This is a genomic window from uncultured Polaribacter sp., from assembly GCF_947497695.1.
In the GTDB taxonomy this organism is placed as follows: domain Bacteria; phylum Bacteroidota; class Bacteroidia; order Flavobacteriales; family Flavobacteriaceae; genus Polaribacter.
This window is the reverse complement of sequence record NZ_CANMHM010000012.1, coordinates 41,402-60,310: the sequence shown is the minus strand read 5'-3', so window position 1 is coordinate 60,310 and position 18,909 is coordinate 41,402. Positions and strand designations below refer to the sequence as shown.

Sequence of the window (18,909 nt, the reverse complement as noted above, 5' to 3'; positions counted from 1 at the left end):
TACAATAACTATTCTTTATAAACTCCCATCTCTGCATATTTACCCATTCTTTTAGTCACTAAATCTGCGTCATTTAAATCTTTTAATTCATCAAAAGCACTAAGAATTTGTTTTTCAACAGCAATAAAAGCATCTTTTCTATTAGTATGGGCTCCACCTAAAGGTTCTTTAATAATCCCATCAATTAACTTTAACCTTTTCATATCAGTTCCTGTTAATTTTAATGCTGCTGCTGCTTGTTCTTTATACTCCCAACTTCTCCATAAAATAGAAGAACAAGATTCTGGAGAAATAACAGTGTACCAAGTATTTTCCATCATATACACTCTATCTCCTACTCCAATACCTACAGCTCCACCAGAAGCTCCTTCACCAATAACAATGGTAATAATTGGAGTTTTTAAACGAGTCATTTCTAAAATATTTCTAGCAATAGCTTCTCCTTGTCCACGTTCTTCTGCTTCTAATCCTGGATATGCACCTGGAGTATCTAAAAAAGTAACCACAGGAATATTAAATTTCTCTGCCATTTTCATTAAACGTAAGGCTTTTCTATATCCTTCTGGGTTTGCCATTCCAAAATTTCTGTACTGACGTGTTTTGGTATTGTACCCTTTTTGCTGACCAATAAACATAAAAGATTGATTGCCAATTTTACCTAAACCACCAATCATGGCTTTATCATCCTTTACATTTCTATCTCCATGAAGTTCCATAAAAGTATCTCCACAAAGTGCTTTTATATAATCTAAAGTATAAGGTCTGTCTGGATGTCTAGATAATTGAACTCTTTGCCAAGGCGTTAAGTTTTTATAAATATCTTTTCTAGCTTTATCTAGTTTTTTTTGAATTTTAGTACAAGTAGCACTTACATCTACATCACTTTCTTTACCTATAATTTGGCATTTATCTAGTTGATCTAAAAGCTCTTTAATAGGCATTTCAAAATCTAAATATTCCATATTGTAATGATTTGATTTTTATTGATTATTAAGACAAACATACTATAAAATTACTTGTTTTATTTAAAAACGCATTACTTTTTTATAACAGTTTTAACTATATTTTTATTATTCAAAAAAATTTATTAGCAAATAATATCATTATAAATACTAAAAAAAATTAGCCACTTTTCTAAAGTTACTCTCTAGCTTTTACAAAGAAATACATTGCCAAACTTCCAAAAAATAAATTGGGCATCCAAACATATACAAATGAATTTACACCTGCAACTGCTCCTAAAACTTCTGATATTCTCATCAAAAAAACGTACAAAAACATTATAGCAATACCCAGTGCTAGATTAACACCTGTACCTCCTCTTCTTTTTCTAAAAGCTAAGGCAACAGCAATAATTGTTAATATATAAGAGGCAATTGGTAAACTTGTTCTTTTGTGAAATTCTACTAAATATGCATTTAAGTTTTTAACGCCCCTTTTCTTAGAAACGTCTATAAATTTAATTAATTCACCAGATGGCATTTCTTGTGCTAATGCAGATTTGTAAATTAAATCTTTAGGTGTAAAGTTAAATACGGTATCAATTTTAGCCCCAGAAAAAATACTATCTTTATCCTTAAAAAGTTTACGCAACTTCCAATTGGTTAATGCAAATGTAGAGTCTTTGTCATTATATCTAAAATTGGATGCTACTAATTTAGATTTTAATTCAATTCCACTATAAACTTCAGAAGTAAAATCAGATCCATATTTTGTATTTGTATTAAAAGACCTTATAAAAATATAAGTACTGTCTGTTAATTGTAAACTAAAATCTTTAACTTGTATGAGCTCATTTTTTTGCCTTCTACTTTTAATATACTCTCTTTCAAACTTTTTTCTTTCTTTACTACTCGTTGGTACCACAAAATGGTTCATTAATAAAGAAATAATAGTTATTAAAGTAGCACCTAGAAAATAAGGGTATAAAAAACGTGCAAATGAAACTTTTGCATTTGTAATGGCAATAATTTCTGTATTGTTAGATAATTTTGATGTAAATAAAATTACAGCAATAAATAAAGCCAAAGGCATAAAGGTATTGGCATAATAGATGATAAAATTCTTATAATATTCATCTACAATTTGATAAAAACCTAAATCTACATGCTCTAAAAAATTATCAATCTTTTCTGATATATCTATGGCTACTGCAATAGGAATCAATATTAATAAGGTAAACAGAAATGTTACCAAAAATCTTTTTAATATGTACCAATCTATTATTCTCACCTATTTTGTGTAATTGTGTAACTGTAAACTAAATAGTTTTACTTTTTTTACTGCTACTGAAAACTGCTTACTGCCTAATGCTACAAGCGTTTATCCATTTGTTTTACCATCTTATCTTTCCATTCTCTAAAATCTCCTGCTAAGATATGTTTTCTTGCTTCACGTGTTAACCAAACATAAAAACCTAAATTATGAATTGAGGCAATTTGTTTCCCCAACATTTCTTTTGCTGCAAATAAGTGACGTAAATAAGCTTTCGTATAAAAAGTATCTACACCAGTTATTCCCATATCATCGATTGGAGAAAAATCATCTTCCCACTTTTTATTTTTAATATTGATCGTTCCATGTGCTGTAAACAACATTCCGTTTCTTGCGTTTCTGGTTGGCATTACACAATCAAACATATCTATACCTAAAGCAATATTTTCTAAAATATTAATTGGTGTACCAACACCCATTAAATAACGTGGTTTGTCTTCTGGCAAAACTTCTGTTACCACCTCTGTCATGGCATACATTTCTTCTGCAGGTTCTCCTACAGAAAGTCCTCCAATTGCATTGGCAACTTGATTAGAATTGGCAATATATTCTGCAGATTGTCTTCTTAAATCTTTGTAGGTACTTCCTTGCACAATTGGCATAAAAGTTTGTTCAAAACCATATTTAAAAGGTAACTTTTCTAAGTGATTGATGCATCTATCTAACCATCTATGTGTCATGTGCATAGATCGTTTTGCGTAATTGTAATCACAAGGATAAGGGGTACATTCATCAAATGCCATAATAATGTCTGCACCAATTGTACGTTGCGTTTCCATAACGTTTTCTGGTGTAAAATGATGCATAGAACCATCAATATGACTTTTAAACTTTACACCTTCTTCGTTAATTTTTCTTCTTCCTGATAAAGAATATACTTGATACCCTCCTGAATCTGTCAAAATATTACGATCCCAATTCATAAACTTATGTAAACCACCTGCTTTTTCTAAAATATCTAAACCTGGTCGTAAGTATAAATGATAGGTGTTTCCTAAAATAATATCTGGATTTATTTCGTTTTTTAATTCTGTTTGATGGACTCCTTTTACGGTTCCAACAGTTCCTACAGGCATAAAAATTGGGGTTTCTATTACTCCATGATCTGTAGTAATAGATCCTGCTCTTGCCTTAGATTTGGGGTCGGTTAATTTTAAGTCGAATTTCATTGCTGGCAAAGATAGTAAAAAGCCCATGCTAACCTTATTAAAGAAAAGGAATTTAGATACTTTTAAGAAAAAAATAGTTTTTTTATAAATTAGAAAGGTAGATTTTAAATCTTTTATTTTCTTAAATTAATAATATTCTGATTTTTAAAGGTTAAAAAGAATTAAAATTTAAGATGGCTTTTAACTAGCAAAAATGTGCGTTAAGGATTGAATCTTTCGACTTAGCTCAAGACAGGCTACCTGTTTGAGCTCTTTTTTGTTTTTCACAAAAAAGCGATTAGTGAAAGCCTGACCTCTAAGGGAACGCCCAAAAGCTTTTACCAACGTTTCTTTTTGGACGAAAATTTAGAATTATTTCTTTTGTTTTTTGGTGATGATTTTCTAAAAGAAGCACTTTTTTTGTTGAAATCGTTTTTAGATGCTGCTTCTCTTTTTGGTTTTGACTGTTTTTTTGGTTTTTTATCTACTATTGATGCTTCTTCAGTTTTAGAAGAAGTTGAAATCATTTTATTAATTTCTTTCATTTCATCTTCTGTTAACTCACGCCAATCTCCTGTTTGCAAATAGCCCAACTCAACATTCATAATTCGAGTTCGTTTTAACTTGGTAACTTCGTAGTCTAAATACTCACACATTCTACGAATTTGACGATTTAAACCTTGAGTTAAAACAATTTTAAAAATTTTATCACTCACTTTTTCTACCAAACAATTCTTGGTAACTGTGCCTAAAATAGGAATTCCATTCCCCATTTTTTGAATAAAATCATTAGTAATCGATTTGTTTACAGAAACAAAATATTCTTTTTCGTGATTGTTTCCAGCTCGTAAAATTTTATTGACAATATCTCCATCATTTGTCAAAAAAATTAAACCTTCAGAGGGTTTGTCTAAACGGCCAATTGGGAATAATCTTTCTGGGTAATTTACGTGTTTTACTATGTTGTTGGGCTCTCTGTCATCAGTTGTAGAAACAATGCCAACTGGCTTATTTAGAGCGATGTATAACGTAGCGTTTTTTGGCGTTACTAATCGTCCATCGAACTTTACAACGTCTTTTTTTCCTACTCTGTTTCCTAACTGTGTTGGTTTTCCATTGATGGTAATTCTGCCTTCATTAATAAACCTTTCTGCTTCTCTACGTGAGCAAATACCAGAAGAACTGATGTATTTATTTAGGTTGATAGATGTTTGATTATTGTTTGCCAAAAGGTTTAATTTTGTACAAAAGTACAAACTATTTTAAGGGGTTGAAACCCCTTGAAGAGAAAATTACAATGCAATTGTTCTAAAAGTTAAATTAATTCTTGGGTTATTTACTTTTTTAGTGGGTGGCAATCTGTGCAACCAATGGGTTTGTGTGCCTTTTTTCATTACCAATAAGCTACCATTTTCTAAAATGATGTCTATACGTTGTTTATTTTCTTTGTGTTTAAAAGAAAACTTACGTGCTGCACCTAAAGATAGGGATGCAATTGCTCCGTTTTTCTTTAGCATTTTTTCTCCATCTGAATGATATGCCATTCCTTCATCACCTGAATGGTATAAATTTAAAAGGCACGAATTATACGTTTCTCCGCTTTCTTTTTCTACAATTTCTTTGAGTTTTAATAATTCTTCAGTAAAAATAATCGCTGTTTTTGTAATTCCTGAATAGGTGTAGGAATATTCAGATACTCCATACCAAGCTACTTTTCTTTTGGTAATAATTTTTTTACCAAAAATAATCGCTTCATCGTTTTTAAAATCGATGGTTTCCATCAATTTTTGATAGTAAAAATCACATTGTTTATTGGTTAAAATAGTTCCGTGATAATTTGTGATGCCATCAAAAGGTAAAATATTTTTTATTGTTTCTATAGAGAATAAATCCATACAATAAAAATAAACATTTAACTTGGACTATTTTTTTAAAAAGTTTTAATCTTCAAACAAAAGCGCCAACATTTCATTTCTAAAAATTTCTCTGGTAATATTTTTTATTGATGTACCTGTTGCATTTATCATAAATACAATCGATTTTTTATCATCAGGAAAATACCACATTCTTGCAGCTCTACCAATATAACCTCCATTATGTCCATAACCAAAGCCATAATCTGTATTTAATTTAAAAATACCCAAACCTATACCTTCTACTCTATTTACTTTATTATCTATACCATAAATAAATTCATCCTTATTTAAAAAAGGCAAACTTGTAATGGTAATCATCTTATCAATCGTTTGTTGATTTAATAGAACATTAGGAGTGAATAATGCTTTTAAAAAAGTGTTTAAATATTGATTTAGAAAAGTTGATAATTTTTTATCGGTTATAGACAAACCTTCTGCCAATTTTTGCAAGGTTACATTTTCATCTAAATAAGGTTTATCTTCCTCAAACAATAACTTCATTTTTTTTTCAATATCTCGTAATTCTGATTCAGTAAAAATAGAAGTTCTTTTTTTATTTGACTTTTTTATAGGTTTTTGAACAGGCTCTTCTATCAAAAAATTAGGTAGTAATATTCTTTGCTGAGCTATGCCATTATAACCCAAATATAAAATTAATAAAGTGACTGGCAATAACAATATCAAGTTAGAGTCTATGACCATTTCATAAGAAGAAAATTCTAATATCGTTATTAATAAATCTACAAATCCAATAAAAAGTAACCCTAACAGCAAATGATATATCCATCTAAAATCGCCATCTGTTAAGTTAGAAAAGTTATCTTTAAAAGCTTTTTTATATTTTTTAAATTGAAGTAAAGAAATTGAAAAATAAAACAACATATACAAAGTAAAAACAAAAAAAAACAAATCATTATAATTATTGGCAAACGCTAAATAATCAAAAACAAAACGCCTTAAAATAGAGGAAACCAATATTGGAATTGACACTAAAATTAAATAAAAAAAAGACGGAATTAAATGTATCCAATAATCTGTAAACTTATATTTTTTGATAAATATAGCCTTGATATACATATAAATTATTGGGCCAACAAGAATGGCTATAACATCCGCAAAAATAAATGTTAGATAATTAAGAATATCTAAATCATTAAAATCTGCATAGGCATTTAGTATATAAAAGAAAATTATTCCAAAAAAAAACAATAAAATATTTTGAGGTAATTCTCTCTTTTTCTGTTTAAAAAGTAAAAAAATAATTAACAAAGTCATTAATATACCTCCTACCAAAAAAAAATCAAGAATCAATTTCATAAATTCTATGTACCTTTTTTTTAGCCTTTAAAATTGAAAATAACTTAAATTAATTATTACAAAAATCTAAAATAAATACAAACATAGTTTTTAATATTCATTATATTTTATAGATTTAAGAATTTTGATAAAAAAATGAATGTGTATTTATTTTATTAAGATAGAAGATAGAATGTAAAAATTTGAATTATTTCCTTACTTTCGAATTCACAAAAATAACCAATGAAAGTCTGTATTGCCGAAAAACCATCTGTAGCAAGAGAAATTGCTAACATTCTAGGAGCCAACACAAAACGTGATGGTTTTTACGAAGGAAATGGCTATGCAGTAACCTATACTTTTGGGCATTTATGCACACTTTTAGAACCCAAAGACTACAAACCTCATTGGAAAAGTTGGGATTTAAACAACTTACCAATGCTTCCAGATCGTTTTGACACAAAAGTTACTGGCGATGCAGGTATCAAAAAACAATTTAATATTGTAAAATCTTTATTTGAAAAAGCGGAAGTTATTATAAATTGTGGCGATGCTGGTACAGAAGGAGAACTCATTCAACGTTGGGTAATAAATCAGTGTAATTATAAAGGCAAAGTGCAACGTTTATGGATTTCTTCTCTTACAGAAGAAGCTATAAAAGAAGGTTTTAACAACTTAAAACCTGCTGAACAATATGACAATTTGTATTACGCAGGATTTTCTAGAGCAATTGGAGATTGGTTATTAGGCTTAAACGCAACACGTTTATATACTGTTAAATTTGGTGGTTACAAACAAGTATTGTCTGTTGGTAGAGTGCAAACTCCTACCTTAGCCATGTTGGTAAATCGTTTCATGGAAATTCGCAATTTTAAACCACAACCTTATTGGGAATTACAAACTACCTACAGAAACACCCTTTTTAATTATGAAGATGGTCGTTTTTTAAAACAAGAAGATGGACAAGTTTTAGCAGATAAAGTTGCACAATCTGATTTTGAAATTGTTTCTGTTACCAAAAAGAAAGGAAAAGAATACGCACCAAAATTATTCGATTTAACTGGTTTACAAGTTTATTGTAACAATAAATTTGGCTTTTCTGCAGATGAAACGCTAAAAATGGTACAGAAATTATATGAAATGAAAGTTGTAACGTACCCAAGAGTTGACACTTCTTTTTTACCCAATGATGTGTATCCAAAAGTTCATGGAATTTTATCTAAACTAACAAATTACTCAGAATTAACACAACCACTTTTAGGTAAAAAAATAAAGAAATCAAAACGTGTTTTTGATGATAAAAAAGTTACAGATCACCATGCAATTATTCCTACAGGAATTCAGGGAAATTTACAATACAATCAACAACAAGTTTATGATATTATTACACGAAGATTTATAGGAGTGTTTTATCCAGATTCTGATGTTTCTAATACCTCTGTAATTGGCAAAGCTGCTGATGTACCTTTTAAAACAACAGGAAAAGAAATCTTAACAAAAGGTTGGCGTGTTGTTTTTGTTCTTCGTGAAGCTCAGAGTAACAAAGAAAGTAAACTTAAAAAAGAAATGAATGAAAAGTTGACTTTGCCATCCTTTGTAAAAGGAGAAAAAGGAACTCATGAACCGTCTTTTTTAGAAAAGGAAACAAAACCACCAAGAAATTATACAGAAGCTAGTTTGTTACGTGCCATGGAAACTGCAGGTAAACAAGTAGATGATGATGATTTGCGCGAATTAATGAAAGAAAACGGTATTGGAAGACCTTCTACTAGAGCAAGTATCATAGAAACTTTATTCCGTAGAAAATATATTGAGCGTAAGAAAAAACTAGTATTGCCTACACAAACTGGTATTGATTTGATAAATATTATTGACAATGAATTACTAAAGTCTGCTGAATTAACTGGCCGTTGGGAAAAACGTTTAAAAGAAATTGAAAGAGGAGAATTCAATGCAGGAACGTTTATCAATAACATGAAAAAAATGGTAGATGAATTGGTGTATGAAGTGCGTTCTAATAAAAGTAAAAAACGAATTTCAAGTGCTAACATTGTTGCAAATGATAAAAAAAATAAACAATCTGCTGCTACTAAGTCTAAAACAAAATCGAAACAAGTAGCAGGTAAAACATGCCCAAAATGTAAAAAAGGAAGTCTTTTAAAAGGTTCTTCTGCCTTTGGATGTTCTGAATACAAAAATAATTGCGATTTAAAAATTCCGTTTGAAATTTATGGTAAAAAGGTATCAGAAAACCAATTAGTTCGTTTAATTGATAAAGGTTGTACCACAAATTTAAAAGGTTTTAAAACAGATAATGGTTCTGTTGAAGGTTTAATTAGGTTTGATGATGATTATAAGTTGAAATTAGAGCCAAAACAAAAAGTTACTTCAAGTACTGATAAAAAATCTTCGGATAAAATTAGTTGCCCAAAATGTAAAAAAGGGACTATTTTAAAAGGAAAAACAGCTTATGGTTGTTCTAATTACAAAACAGGCTGTAATTTTGTTTTTACGTTTGAAAATATCAAAAAAATGGCAAATGGTAAACCTTTAACCAAAGAATTGGTATTGCAAATTATTGCGAGTTAAACCAACTTAATTGTCTATTAAAAAAACCTGAAAGGTCTAAAATTATTAATAATGTTTTTATACCCTTCACACTAAATTGCTTCTAAATATCTAAAAAATGTTTAAAAATTTATTCATTCTAGAAGCTTCTTTTTAGGGTTCAGCTATACTTCATTACAAACTTTGTATATTGGGTTAAAAATATAAACTCGACTTATTTTTAGGAGTATAAACTCAGCTAGCAAACAATTGTAGCCCAGATTGAAACGGCATCCTTTTTGCTTTTTCAGCAAAAAGATATAGTGGAAAGCTGGAAATAGCTTCAAAAAAAATTAATCAATCATATTCTTTAAATAAAACTGCTCTACTTTTTCTCTTGCCCAAGGTGTTGTTCTTAAAAATTTTAATGATGATTTATAGGTAGGATTGTTTTTAAATGCATTGATATTTAAAGCATCTCCTAATTCTTCCCAACCATATTCTAAAAATAATTGTTCTAACATGGTTGCTAGTTTAATGCCATGCAATGGATTGTTGGGTTGTTCTTTGCTCATTATTTTTTTTAATTTGATACTACAAAAATGGAATCAACATCATTTTTTTAGTTGATAATATCAAATGTAATGCTATTATTTTTTTGTCTCAAAAATATTAACAATTTTTAGCAACTGTTTATTGCCTTTTTTTCGATAATTTAGCCAAAATTTCTACAATTTAAAATATGAAAAACATTACATTATCTAATGTTCATGAAGCTTTAGGTGCAAAAATGGTTCCTTTTGCAGGTTTTAATATGCCTGTACAATATGAGGGTGTAACTGCAGAGCATTTAACAGTAAGAGAATCTGTAGGTGTTTTTGATGTAAGTCACATGGGAGAATTTTTAGTTTCTGGAGAAAATGCTTTGCCATTAATACAAAAAGTTACTTCTAACGATGCTTCTCAATTAAAAATTGGTGATGCTCAATATAGTTGCTTCCCTAATGAAAATAACGGAATTGTAGATGATTTAATTTGTTATAGAATTAAAGAAAACACTTATTTATTAGTGGTTAATGCGTCTAATATTGATAAAGATTGGAACTGGATTTCTAAATATAATGAAGAATTTAAGGCAGATTTAAAAAACCTATCTAATGATTATTCTTTATTGGCAATTCAGGGACCAAAAGCTGTTGAAGCCATGCAATCTTTATCTTCTTTAGATTTAGCTGATATTCCTTTTTATAAGTTTAAAGTGGGTGATTTTGCCGGAATTGAAAACGTTATTATTTCTGCAACTGGCTACACTGGTTCTGGTGGATTTGAAATTTATTGCAAAAACAATGAAGTAACACAAATTTGGAACAAAATTTTTGAAGCTGGTGAAACTTTTGGCATCAAACCAATTGGTTTGGCTGCAAGAGATACATTACGTTTAGAAATGGGTTATTGCTTGTATGGTAATGATATTAATGATACTACTTCACCTATAGAAGCTGGTTTGGGTTGGATTACAAAATTTACTAAAAACTTTGTAAACGCTGAAGCTTTATCAAAAGAAAAAGAACAAAAACCTGATAGAAAATTAGTTGCTTTTGAGTTAGATGAAAGAGGCATTCCAAGACATGGATATGATATTGTTGATGAAAACGGAAAAGTTATTGGTATTGTAACTTCTGGAACGATGAGCCCTTTTTTAAAAAAAGGAATTGGTATGGGGTATGTACCAAGAATTTTATCTAAATCTGGTACACAAATTTATATTCAAATTCGTAAAAAAGCAATACCTGCAACCCTTATAAAATTGCCTTTTTACAAAGGATAAATAAAAAAAACATGAATTGTTTATTAACTGGTGGAGCAGGAATTGTTGGAAGCCACATAATATTTGAATGGCTATATAAAGCAATTGTTGACAAAACAGTCAACCATCTTTTTGTGGTTTTAAGAGACAATGAAAAAACTGCAGAACAACGTTTGTTAGCTATTTTACAAGATGAATCTCGACCAGATTTTTTAAATAACTTTACTTTAGAAGCTTGTTTAGAGAAGATTACTGTAATTTCTAATGATTTATTAACCATCACTCAAAAAACGTTAAAGCAATATCATTTTAATACGGTTATTCATTGTGCTGGTTCTACAGATTTATCTAACACCAACGATTCTAAACAAAAAGTACATGCTCAAAACTACTTGGTAACACAACAAATTTTAGAGCAATTACCAACTGCTGTAAATCGTTTTATATATATTAGTACAGCCTATTCTTTTGGTATTCAGAATGAAAAAGTGAATGACAGTATAGAAAAACATCAGGTTAAAAACTTTAGAAACCCTTATGAGCAATCTAAATATGAAAGTGAACGCTTTGTAAAAGAAACCTGTAAATCTAAAAATATAACCTCTCAAATTTTAAGACCCAGTATTATTTGTGGTAGATTAATTGATGCTCCTTTATACGAAACTCCTAAGTTTGATGTTTTTTACTCTTGGGCTATCTTTTTAGCAAAATATGCACGTAAATCTAAAGAAAACTTTAGAATTTGGATTGACAAAAAAAGTGGGCTAAATATTGTGCCTGTAGATTTTGTTGCCAAAGCAATTTTATATGCATTTATAAACCCCAAAATTAAAGAATTAAATATTGTAAACCCTAAACAAATTTTACACAAAAATTATGTGGGTGATGTGTTAGATGCTTTCAATGTAAACTCTTACGAGTATGTTACTCAAAAGCCTGATAACTTAAATACCTTTGAAATATTATACTATAAAACCATTGGAGATATTTTTGAAAATTATATCTCTATTCCTGATTTGCAGTTTAATTCTGGACTTATTATAAAGTTTATTGAGGAGTTAAAGCTAGATATTACTTTAGGAGTTCATGAAAACTTTATGAACCTAATAGATTACGCTGTAGAAAAAAAGTTTAGAAAAAGTTATTAATTTTATCTTTATAGCTTGGACTCATTAACTCAAATAGTTTTAGGTGCTGCAATTGGAGAAGCAGTTTTAGGAAGGAAAATTGGTAATAAAGCCATGTTGTATGGAGCAATTGGTGGTACAATTCCTGATTTAGACATTATTTCCTCTTTCTTTACAGATACTGTAACTGCTCTAGAAATTCATAGAGGTTTTACACATTCTATCTTATTTTGTGTTGTCTTCGCTCCTATTTTTGCTTTTATAGTTGCAAAGTTTGAAACTTATAAAAACAAAAAAGATTGGTCTTTGCTTTTCTTTTGGACCTTTATAACCCACCCAATTTTAGATGCACAAACAACTTGGGGAACTCAGTTATTTTGGCCTTTAGATATTAGATTGGCGTTTAAAAATGTATTTGTCATTGATCCTTTATACACACTTCCGTTTTTATTTTTTTTGATATTAGCAATGCGTCAAAAAAAGGAATCTAAAAAAAGGCGTTTTTATAATAATTGTGGATTGATCATCAGTAGTTGCTATTTGCTTTTTACACTTATTTTAAAAGGCATTTCTTATCAAACATTTACCAAAGAATTAGCTTCTCAAAATATTCAATACCAAGAAATCACCACAAAACCTTCTCCTTTAAATACCGTTTTATGGACTGCCAATGTAAAAACAGATACTTCTTTTTTAATTGGTCATTCTTCATTTTTAGATAAAAATGCGATACAATTTTCTAGCTACCCTAAAAATCATCATTTACTTGGGGAATTGGCAAATCATCCAAAAGTAAAACGAATGATTGCTATTTCTAAAGGTTGGTATACCATCAACAAAAAAGAAAATATTTTATACTTTAACGATTTACGTTTTGGTACTTTAGGCATGGAACTTAATGCCACAAATTTTGTTTTTAAATATAAAATTGAAGTTGACAAAAATGGAATTCCGTTTTTTATAGAAGAACCTAAAGATAAAACAGATGGCAAAAAGATGTTATCTGAACTTTGGTTAAGGATTAAGGGGAATTAAAATATCTTATCTTAAACCAAAACACCTTACACGATTTTAGAAACAAGTAATTTATAGTTATAAAAATAATTTAAAGTTTAACTTTCAAAGCTAATTAAAGTCATTTAATAACAATTTCCTTTCCCTAGAATAGGAGTTTCAATACAACTATTACCCCCTTGATAACAAACTGTTTTTGTTTCACAATCATTCTCTTCTGGAGTACAAGATATTACTATCATTATAATTGATAAAAATGTGAATCTTAAAATCTTCAATTTATTTTTTAGTTTTATTAATAACATAAAAACTTAACGTTTAAATCTCCAAAATATATTTTCTCAAATTAGCATCGTGAGATAATTGCATTTTTTTTCTTAGTCTGTATCTTTTTACTTCAACACTTCTAGATGAAATATTAAGCAAAGGAGCAATTTCTTTAGAAGATAAATTCAACCTTAAATACACACAAAGTCTAATATCATTTGGCGTTAAGGTTGGCTGCTTCACTTTCACTTTCTTAATAAAATTCTTATCGGCATTGTTAAACGCTTCTTGAAACATTTCCCAATCTTCAGTATTGTTTAAGTTTTTGTCAATAATATCAATAACCTTAGAAACATTTTTAGGGTCTCCATTTATCAATTCAGCTTTTATCTTATTTAAAAAGTCGTTTTTCTTAATAATATTCTTTGCAGAAGTGGCTAATTCTCTCGTTTTGGTTTCTGTAACGTACTCTAATTTTTCTTTTTTTAGCTTTATAACTTTTTGCTTATTTTCAAACTCTCTTAGCTCAGACTCTTTTTTAGCTTTGGCTAACAATGCCTCTTGTTGCTTTTTAAAATGTTGATTTGATTTTTTGTTAACAATATAAAAAGTAAGTACAAATACTGCTAAAAACAATCCAAAAATTAGTAATAAACCATTAGACAAATACCAAGGTTTAGTAATTACAAAATTAAAACTTGCTTCATTACTCTTCACTTGTCCATCAACAAGAGCTCTTACTTTAAAGGTATAATTACCATAAGGAATTTCTTCTAACAAAAAAGATTTTGCTGTTGAAGGGTTACTCCAGTTTTCATTTAAACCATTAATAAAATATTGGTATTTTATACTGGTTGTTTTATCATAATTAGGAACTCCATAAAAGAATTCAAAATTATTATCTTTACTAGAAAAGTCTTTTTTTTCTGATAAGTCAACTTGTAATTTTGAAGTAGCTAAATCAAAATTATTTACTTTATAAATTTGAATCTTATAGTTATTTTGGTCATTATATTTATTTAAATCTACAGCAACATAACCATTAGATGTTCCTATCAAATAATTTTGATTTTCTAAATACACGATATTTTCATAACCATAAGTAGCTTTTGGCATCGAAGCTGAAATTGGAATACTTTTAACAACAGGTTTACTACTCAACTCCCCTTGTGTTAAATATTTGATACTTTCTTTAGAAAAAGACCAAAGTTTATTAGAATTGGTAGGTATAAGTTCTGCTGAAATAAAACCATTTTCAGAGATTAATTGGCTAAAAATAGCGTCTCTCTTAAAAACATCTTTATTTTTATCATAAATAAAAACTCCATCTTTGCTAGAGAATATTATTTTATCTTGATAAGAAAGTAAGCAAGAATGAAGGCTTTTAGCAAGAGATTTTTCTTTTTGAATATCAATTACATTCTGATAATCATCATCTAGCGTAAGCTTAAAAACCCCCTTATACTCTAGGTTTACGATAATTTTATGAGAATCAGAAATTACAAAAGATTTAATTGAGTTATCAAAACCAGTAACCTTATTTCTAAAACGCCAAGTATTATTATTTTTTTCAAGAAGATGTAACCCATCATAACCTCCTTGAAGAATGAGGTTTTTAGCTACCTTTTTGAGCATTAAAGTACCTTGTTCTTTAAAAACAAAACTTGCTTTGTTATTTTTTACTACAAGTGTCCCAGAAGTATGACCACAAAATAATGTACCATCAATATTTTCTAAACTTAAAACAGTGCCTTCTGTGTTTTCTATAAAAGTAAAACTTTCTTTAGAAGTTGCTTCTCTGTAAAACAATCCTTGATTAGTTCCTAAATATAAATTGTCTTTAAAAACAATGGATGAGTAAATTGAACCTATAAAATCAGTTTTTCTATTAAAAATTTTAAAAGGAGAAGTATTGTTAATACAATTGATTCCATTATTTAAACTCAACCAAATATTGTTATTAGCATCTTCAAAAATGCTATGTAAAGTATTGCTATTTAAACCTGAGCTTTTTGTGATTTGATACTTAAAATCTCCATTTTTATTTAGATACAGAAAACCATCAGAAACTGTACCCAAAGCAAAATCTTTGTTTGCTAAATTTTTTGCAGTAGTAACTGTTACATTTTTAAGAATAGCTTCTGAAGCTATTTTCCATTTTTTTAACCTTTTATTCTCTAAATAGAAAAAGCCATTATTTTGAGTTAAAAATAAAAGTGTATCGTCTTTATTAAAAATCTCTACAAGAACATTTTCTTGTAATATTTGATGTTCTGCAAACAGTTTTGGAACACCTTTTTCAATTTTAAAAATACCTTTATTTTCTTCTTGGAAGTAAATAACACCATTTACTTTCGATATTTTCTGAATTTTATTGGCTGTATTGATAACTTTTACTTCCGAAGTTTTTAAGTTAAACAAGTAAATATTTTGTGAAGATTTAAAAAGTATCCAATCATTAAGTGTTAAAATAGTTTCTATTTCTTCACCTGCCAAGATTTTAATATTTTGACTTTTAACAATAGAAGTATAGAATAATTCGCCAAAATCATTTTTATCCCAGAAACCAAAATCATTTTTAAAACCTGTATAAATTTTATCTTTTAAAACCCTTACAACATTACTGGCACTTCCATTAGGCGTTGGATACAATTTCCAATCAAATCCATTAAATTCTAATAAACCTTTATTATTGGATGCATAAATAAAATTATTTTCAGATTGTGCTATTGACCAGTTTTGATTATCTGCTTTATAATCCTGAGAAGTATAGGTGCTAATTGGAGGCAGTTCCTGTGCAAAATTTAGTACAGAAACTGATAGAGAAATTAATAAAAATAAATTTCTTAGCATGTTTAAACTTAAAAAAGTATGATGCTAGCAATTTACGTCATTTATTACAAATGAAGAAAAATAATTTTATTTAGTTTTTTTTGAATGTAAACACAAAAAAAAGTGACTATAAAAACTTAGAAAATATTATTAAAATATAACAAATAATATTATTAACTAACTTAAAATTATAAAAAGAAAAAGGATGCTTTTCAGCATCCTTTTTATCAGAATTATAAAATTATTAAATTACTCTTTTACAAACTTCATAGTTCCTACTTTAGAATTTACAGTATATTTTAAAATATAAATACCCGTTTTTAAGTTAGAAACATTTATGACACCTTCACTACTACCAATTATTTTACTTACTAGTTTCTTACCCAATACATTGTAAATAGTTACATTATCAATCGTACCTTGAGTAGAAATTTTTAAATCATTTCTAGCAGGGTTTGGTGATACACTTATATTTAATAAATTGTTTTTATCTATACTTAAAGGAGCACCTTTGTAAATGTATAAATTATCATACCAAACTTGATTTGTAAGGTTATCAGCTGTGATACCAAATTCTTTAAAGTTAGACATTGTAGATAAATCTACAGGAATATCTATACTTACCCAAGAACCCGCTACTAAAGCTGGTGTTGTACCGGCATTAAAAGGATATTCTTTAAAAATTGTATTTGGTACACCTACAAATTTTAAATTAAACACTTTTGAAGTTACATCTACAGTAGCGTCAATATAAACATCTACATGTAAATTAGTAAAAGCAGTAGCATCCATAGCTGCATCTAAAACAATTCCTTGACAAGCATTTCCCTTATATTCAACGGTATTATTACCTTCTACTTGAATTATTTCAACGGAACTTGGACCACACCAACCTGCATCAAAATTATTTGCAACATTTGTATAGGCATCACTATAAATAGATATCACATCTTCTGCATTTCTATTTGGTGGAGTTGGAGCTGCTATTGTTGGCGTATTGACTACTGGAGCTGCAACTGCAATTCCTTTTATATTATCTGCATAAAAAACTCTATCAATTGCAGGACTTATAAAGCCATTATCCCATAGATAATAAATAACAAATTCTGAATAAACCCCATTTGCAGTCTGATCATTATTTGAACCTGTATTAAACGTTATGGTTAAAGTCTCCCAACCACTACCTGTGTGAGAAACTACAGCAGTTGATACTGGAGCTCCATCTAATCCTCCTTGAACTCTTGGAGCAATTGTTATAGCTTCATTAGAATAGATGTCTATTTCCATGGTTTTATCTGTAGTTAAAGTAACATTACTTGTCATGTTAACATTTAACCCTTGCCAAACTTCTCCTGTTGCTGAAGCTGTTAGTTTTGCAACCTGACCTCTAGTTCCTCCAACAGCTGGATCTGCAACAATTTCTGCTGCTGCACCTCCAAATGGTTCTCCAAGACCATCTGTACCTGTTTCAAAATCTTGTACTAAATCTTTATCTTCAGGCTCAACAACCACTACTTCATCCTCAACTACGATCCCTTTAATATTATCGGCATAAAAAACTCTTTCAATTGCAGGGTCTATAAAACCGTTATCCCAAAGGTAATAGATAACAAATTCTGAATAAACTCCATTTGCAGTCTGATCATTATTTGAACCTGTATTAAACGTTATGGTTAAAGTCTCCCATCCACTACCTGTGTGAGAAACTACAGCTGTTGATACTGGAGCTCCATCTAATCCTCCTTGAACTCTTGGAGCAATTGTTATAGCTTCATTAGAATAAATGTCTATTTCCATGGTTTTATCGGTAGTTAAAGTAACATTACTTGTCATGTTAACATTTAATCCTTGCCATACTTCTCCTGATGCTGAAGCTGTTAGTTTTGCAACCTGACCTCTAGTTCCTCCAACAGCTGGATCTGCAACAATTTCTGCTGCTGCACCTCCAAATGGTTCTCCAAGTCCATCTGTACCAGTTTCAAAATCTTGTACTAAATCTTTATCTTCAGGCTCAACAACCACTACTTCGTCCTCAACTACAATCCCTTTAATATTATCTGCATAAAAAACTCTATCAATTGCAGGACTTATAAAGCCATTATCCCATAGATAATAAATAACAAATTCTGAATAAACCCCATTTGCAGTCTGATCATTATTTGAACCTGTATTAAACGTTATGGTTAAAGTCTCCCATCCACTACCTGTGTGAGAAACTACAGCTGTTGATACTGGAGCTCCATCTAATCCTCCTTGAACTCTTGGTGCAATTGTAATAGCTTCATTAGAATAAATGTCTATTTCCATGGTTTTATCGGTAGTTAAAGTAACATTACTTGTCATGTTAACATTTAACCCTTGCCATACTTCTCCTGATGCTGAAGCTGTTAGTTTTGCAACCTGACCTCTAGTTCCTCCAACAGCTGGATCTGCTACAATTTCTGCTGCTGCACCTCCAAATGGTTCTCCAAGTCCATCTGTACCTGTTTCAAAATCTTGCACTAAAGTTTGTTGTGCATACCCTATTGACATTGTCAATAGAAAAATAAATAATGTAATTTTTTTCATAATAAATATTAAATGGGTTAATAATTAATGTTTTAAATACTTTTTCAATATACTTATAAAGTATTTACTTGAGCTTTAGCTAAGCTAGAAAATTAAATAATTAAATTAGAATA

Annotated in this window: 13 protein-coding genes; 4 read left to right on the top strand and 9 right to left on the bottom strand. The window is 29.2% G+C overall.

Translation table 11 applies throughout. The annotated features are described in order from the left end of the window. Nucleotides 1-8 precede the first annotated feature (8 nt). From Q0731_RS11180 to Q0731_RS11155, 6 genes are all read right to left on the bottom strand, one after another. A complete protein-coding gene (locus Q0731_RS11180) occupies nucleotides 9-962 on the bottom strand; it encodes an acetyl-CoA carboxylase carboxyltransferase subunit alpha (protein WP_299064072.1) in 954 nt (317 codons plus the stop codon). 178 nt (nucleotides 963-1,140) lie between these two features. Next, entirely contained in the window at nucleotides 1,141-2,232 is a 1,092-nt protein-coding gene (locus Q0731_RS11175; protein WP_299064069.1) for an LptF/LptG family permease, read from the bottom strand. Between the two features lie 80 nt (nucleotides 2,233-2,312). Next, a complete protein-coding gene (gene tgt, locus Q0731_RS11170; RefSeq protein ID WP_299064092.1) occupies nucleotides 2,313-3,443 on the bottom strand; it encodes a tRNA guanosine(34) transglycosylase Tgt in 1,131 nt (376 codons plus the stop codon). A gap of 317 nt (nucleotides 3,444-3,760) precedes the next feature. Continuing rightward, nucleotides 3,761-4,651 carry a 23S rRNA pseudouridine(2604) synthase RluF gene (gene rluF / locus Q0731_RS11165; protein ID WP_299064066.1) on the bottom strand — a complete coding sequence of 297 codons (891 nt, stop codon included), beginning with the start codon at nucleotides 4,649-4,651 and terminating at the stop codon, nucleotides 3,761-3,763. A 63-nt stretch (nucleotides 4,652-4,714) separates the two neighbouring features. Continuing rightward, nucleotides 4,715-5,317, bottom strand: a complete 603-nt coding sequence (locus Q0731_RS11160; RefSeq protein ID WP_299064063.1) for an alpha-ketoglutarate-dependent dioxygenase AlkB — start codon at nucleotides 5,315-5,317, stop codon at nucleotides 4,715-4,717. 45 nt (nucleotides 5,318-5,362) lie between these two features. Further along, nucleotides 5,363-6,655, bottom strand: a complete 1,293-nt coding sequence (locus tag Q0731_RS11155; RefSeq protein WP_299064061.1) for a hypothetical protein — start codon at nucleotides 6,653-6,655, stop codon at nucleotides 5,363-5,365. 222 nt (nucleotides 6,656-6,877) lie between these two features. Between Q0731_RS11155 and Q0731_RS11150 the strand changes: the two genes are divergently transcribed. Next, complete coding sequence (locus tag Q0731_RS11150) at nucleotides 6,878-9,223, top strand: type IA DNA topoisomerase (RefSeq protein WP_299064058.1); 2,346 nt, start codon at nucleotides 6,878-6,880, stop codon at nucleotides 9,221-9,223. A 311-nt stretch (nucleotides 9,224-9,534) separates the two neighbouring features. On the opposite strand, the gene Q0731_RS11145 is transcribed toward Q0731_RS11150, so the two are convergent. After that, a complete protein-coding gene (locus Q0731_RS11145) occupies nucleotides 9,535-9,756 on the bottom strand; it encodes a VF530 family protein (RefSeq protein ID WP_299052628.1) in 222 nt (73 codons plus the stop codon). A 167-nt stretch (nucleotides 9,757-9,923) separates the two neighbouring features. Between Q0731_RS11145 and gcvT the strand changes: the two genes are divergently transcribed. Genes gcvT through Q0731_RS11130 form a run of 3 tightly spaced genes read left to right on the top strand, consistent with a single transcriptional unit; the run spans nucleotide 9,924 to nucleotide 13,150 of the window. Next, a complete protein-coding gene (gene gcvT / locus Q0731_RS11140) occupies nucleotides 9,924-11,009 on the top strand; it encodes a glycine cleavage system aminomethyltransferase GcvT (RefSeq protein ID WP_299064055.1) in 1,086 nt (361 codons plus the stop codon). Between the two features lie 11 nt (nucleotides 11,010-11,020). Then, the gene (locus Q0731_RS11135) at nucleotides 11,021-12,136 is read left to right on the top strand and encodes an SDR family oxidoreductase (RefSeq protein ID WP_299064053.1); all 1,116 of its coding nucleotides are present in this window, start codon (nucleotides 11,021-11,023) and stop codon (nucleotides 12,134-12,136) included. A gap of 15 nt (nucleotides 12,137-12,151) precedes the next feature. After that, nucleotides 12,152-13,150 (top strand): metal-dependent hydrolase, encoded by a 999-nt coding sequence (locus tag Q0731_RS11130; protein WP_299064051.1) that lies wholly within the window; start codon nucleotides 12,152-12,154, stop codon nucleotides 13,148-13,150. Nucleotides 13,151-13,447: 297 nt separating this feature from the next. Here the strand turns inward: Q0731_RS11130 and Q0731_RS11125 are convergent, their stop codons facing one another. Both Q0731_RS11125 and Q0731_RS11120 read right to left on the bottom strand, forming a co-directional pair. Continuing rightward, nucleotides 13,448-16,249 carry a triple tyrosine motif-containing protein gene (locus tag Q0731_RS11125; protein ID WP_299064049.1) on the bottom strand — a complete coding sequence of 934 codons (2,802 nt, stop codon included), beginning with the start codon at nucleotides 16,247-16,249 and terminating at the stop codon, nucleotides 13,448-13,450. Between the two features lie 228 nt (nucleotides 16,250-16,477). Further along, on the bottom strand, nucleotides 16,478-18,796 hold the full coding sequence (locus Q0731_RS11120) for a T9SS type A sorting domain-containing protein (protein WP_299064047.1): 2,319 nt from the start codon (nucleotides 18,794-18,796) through the stop codon (nucleotides 16,478-16,480). Nucleotides 18,797-18,909: the final 113 nt, after the last annotated feature.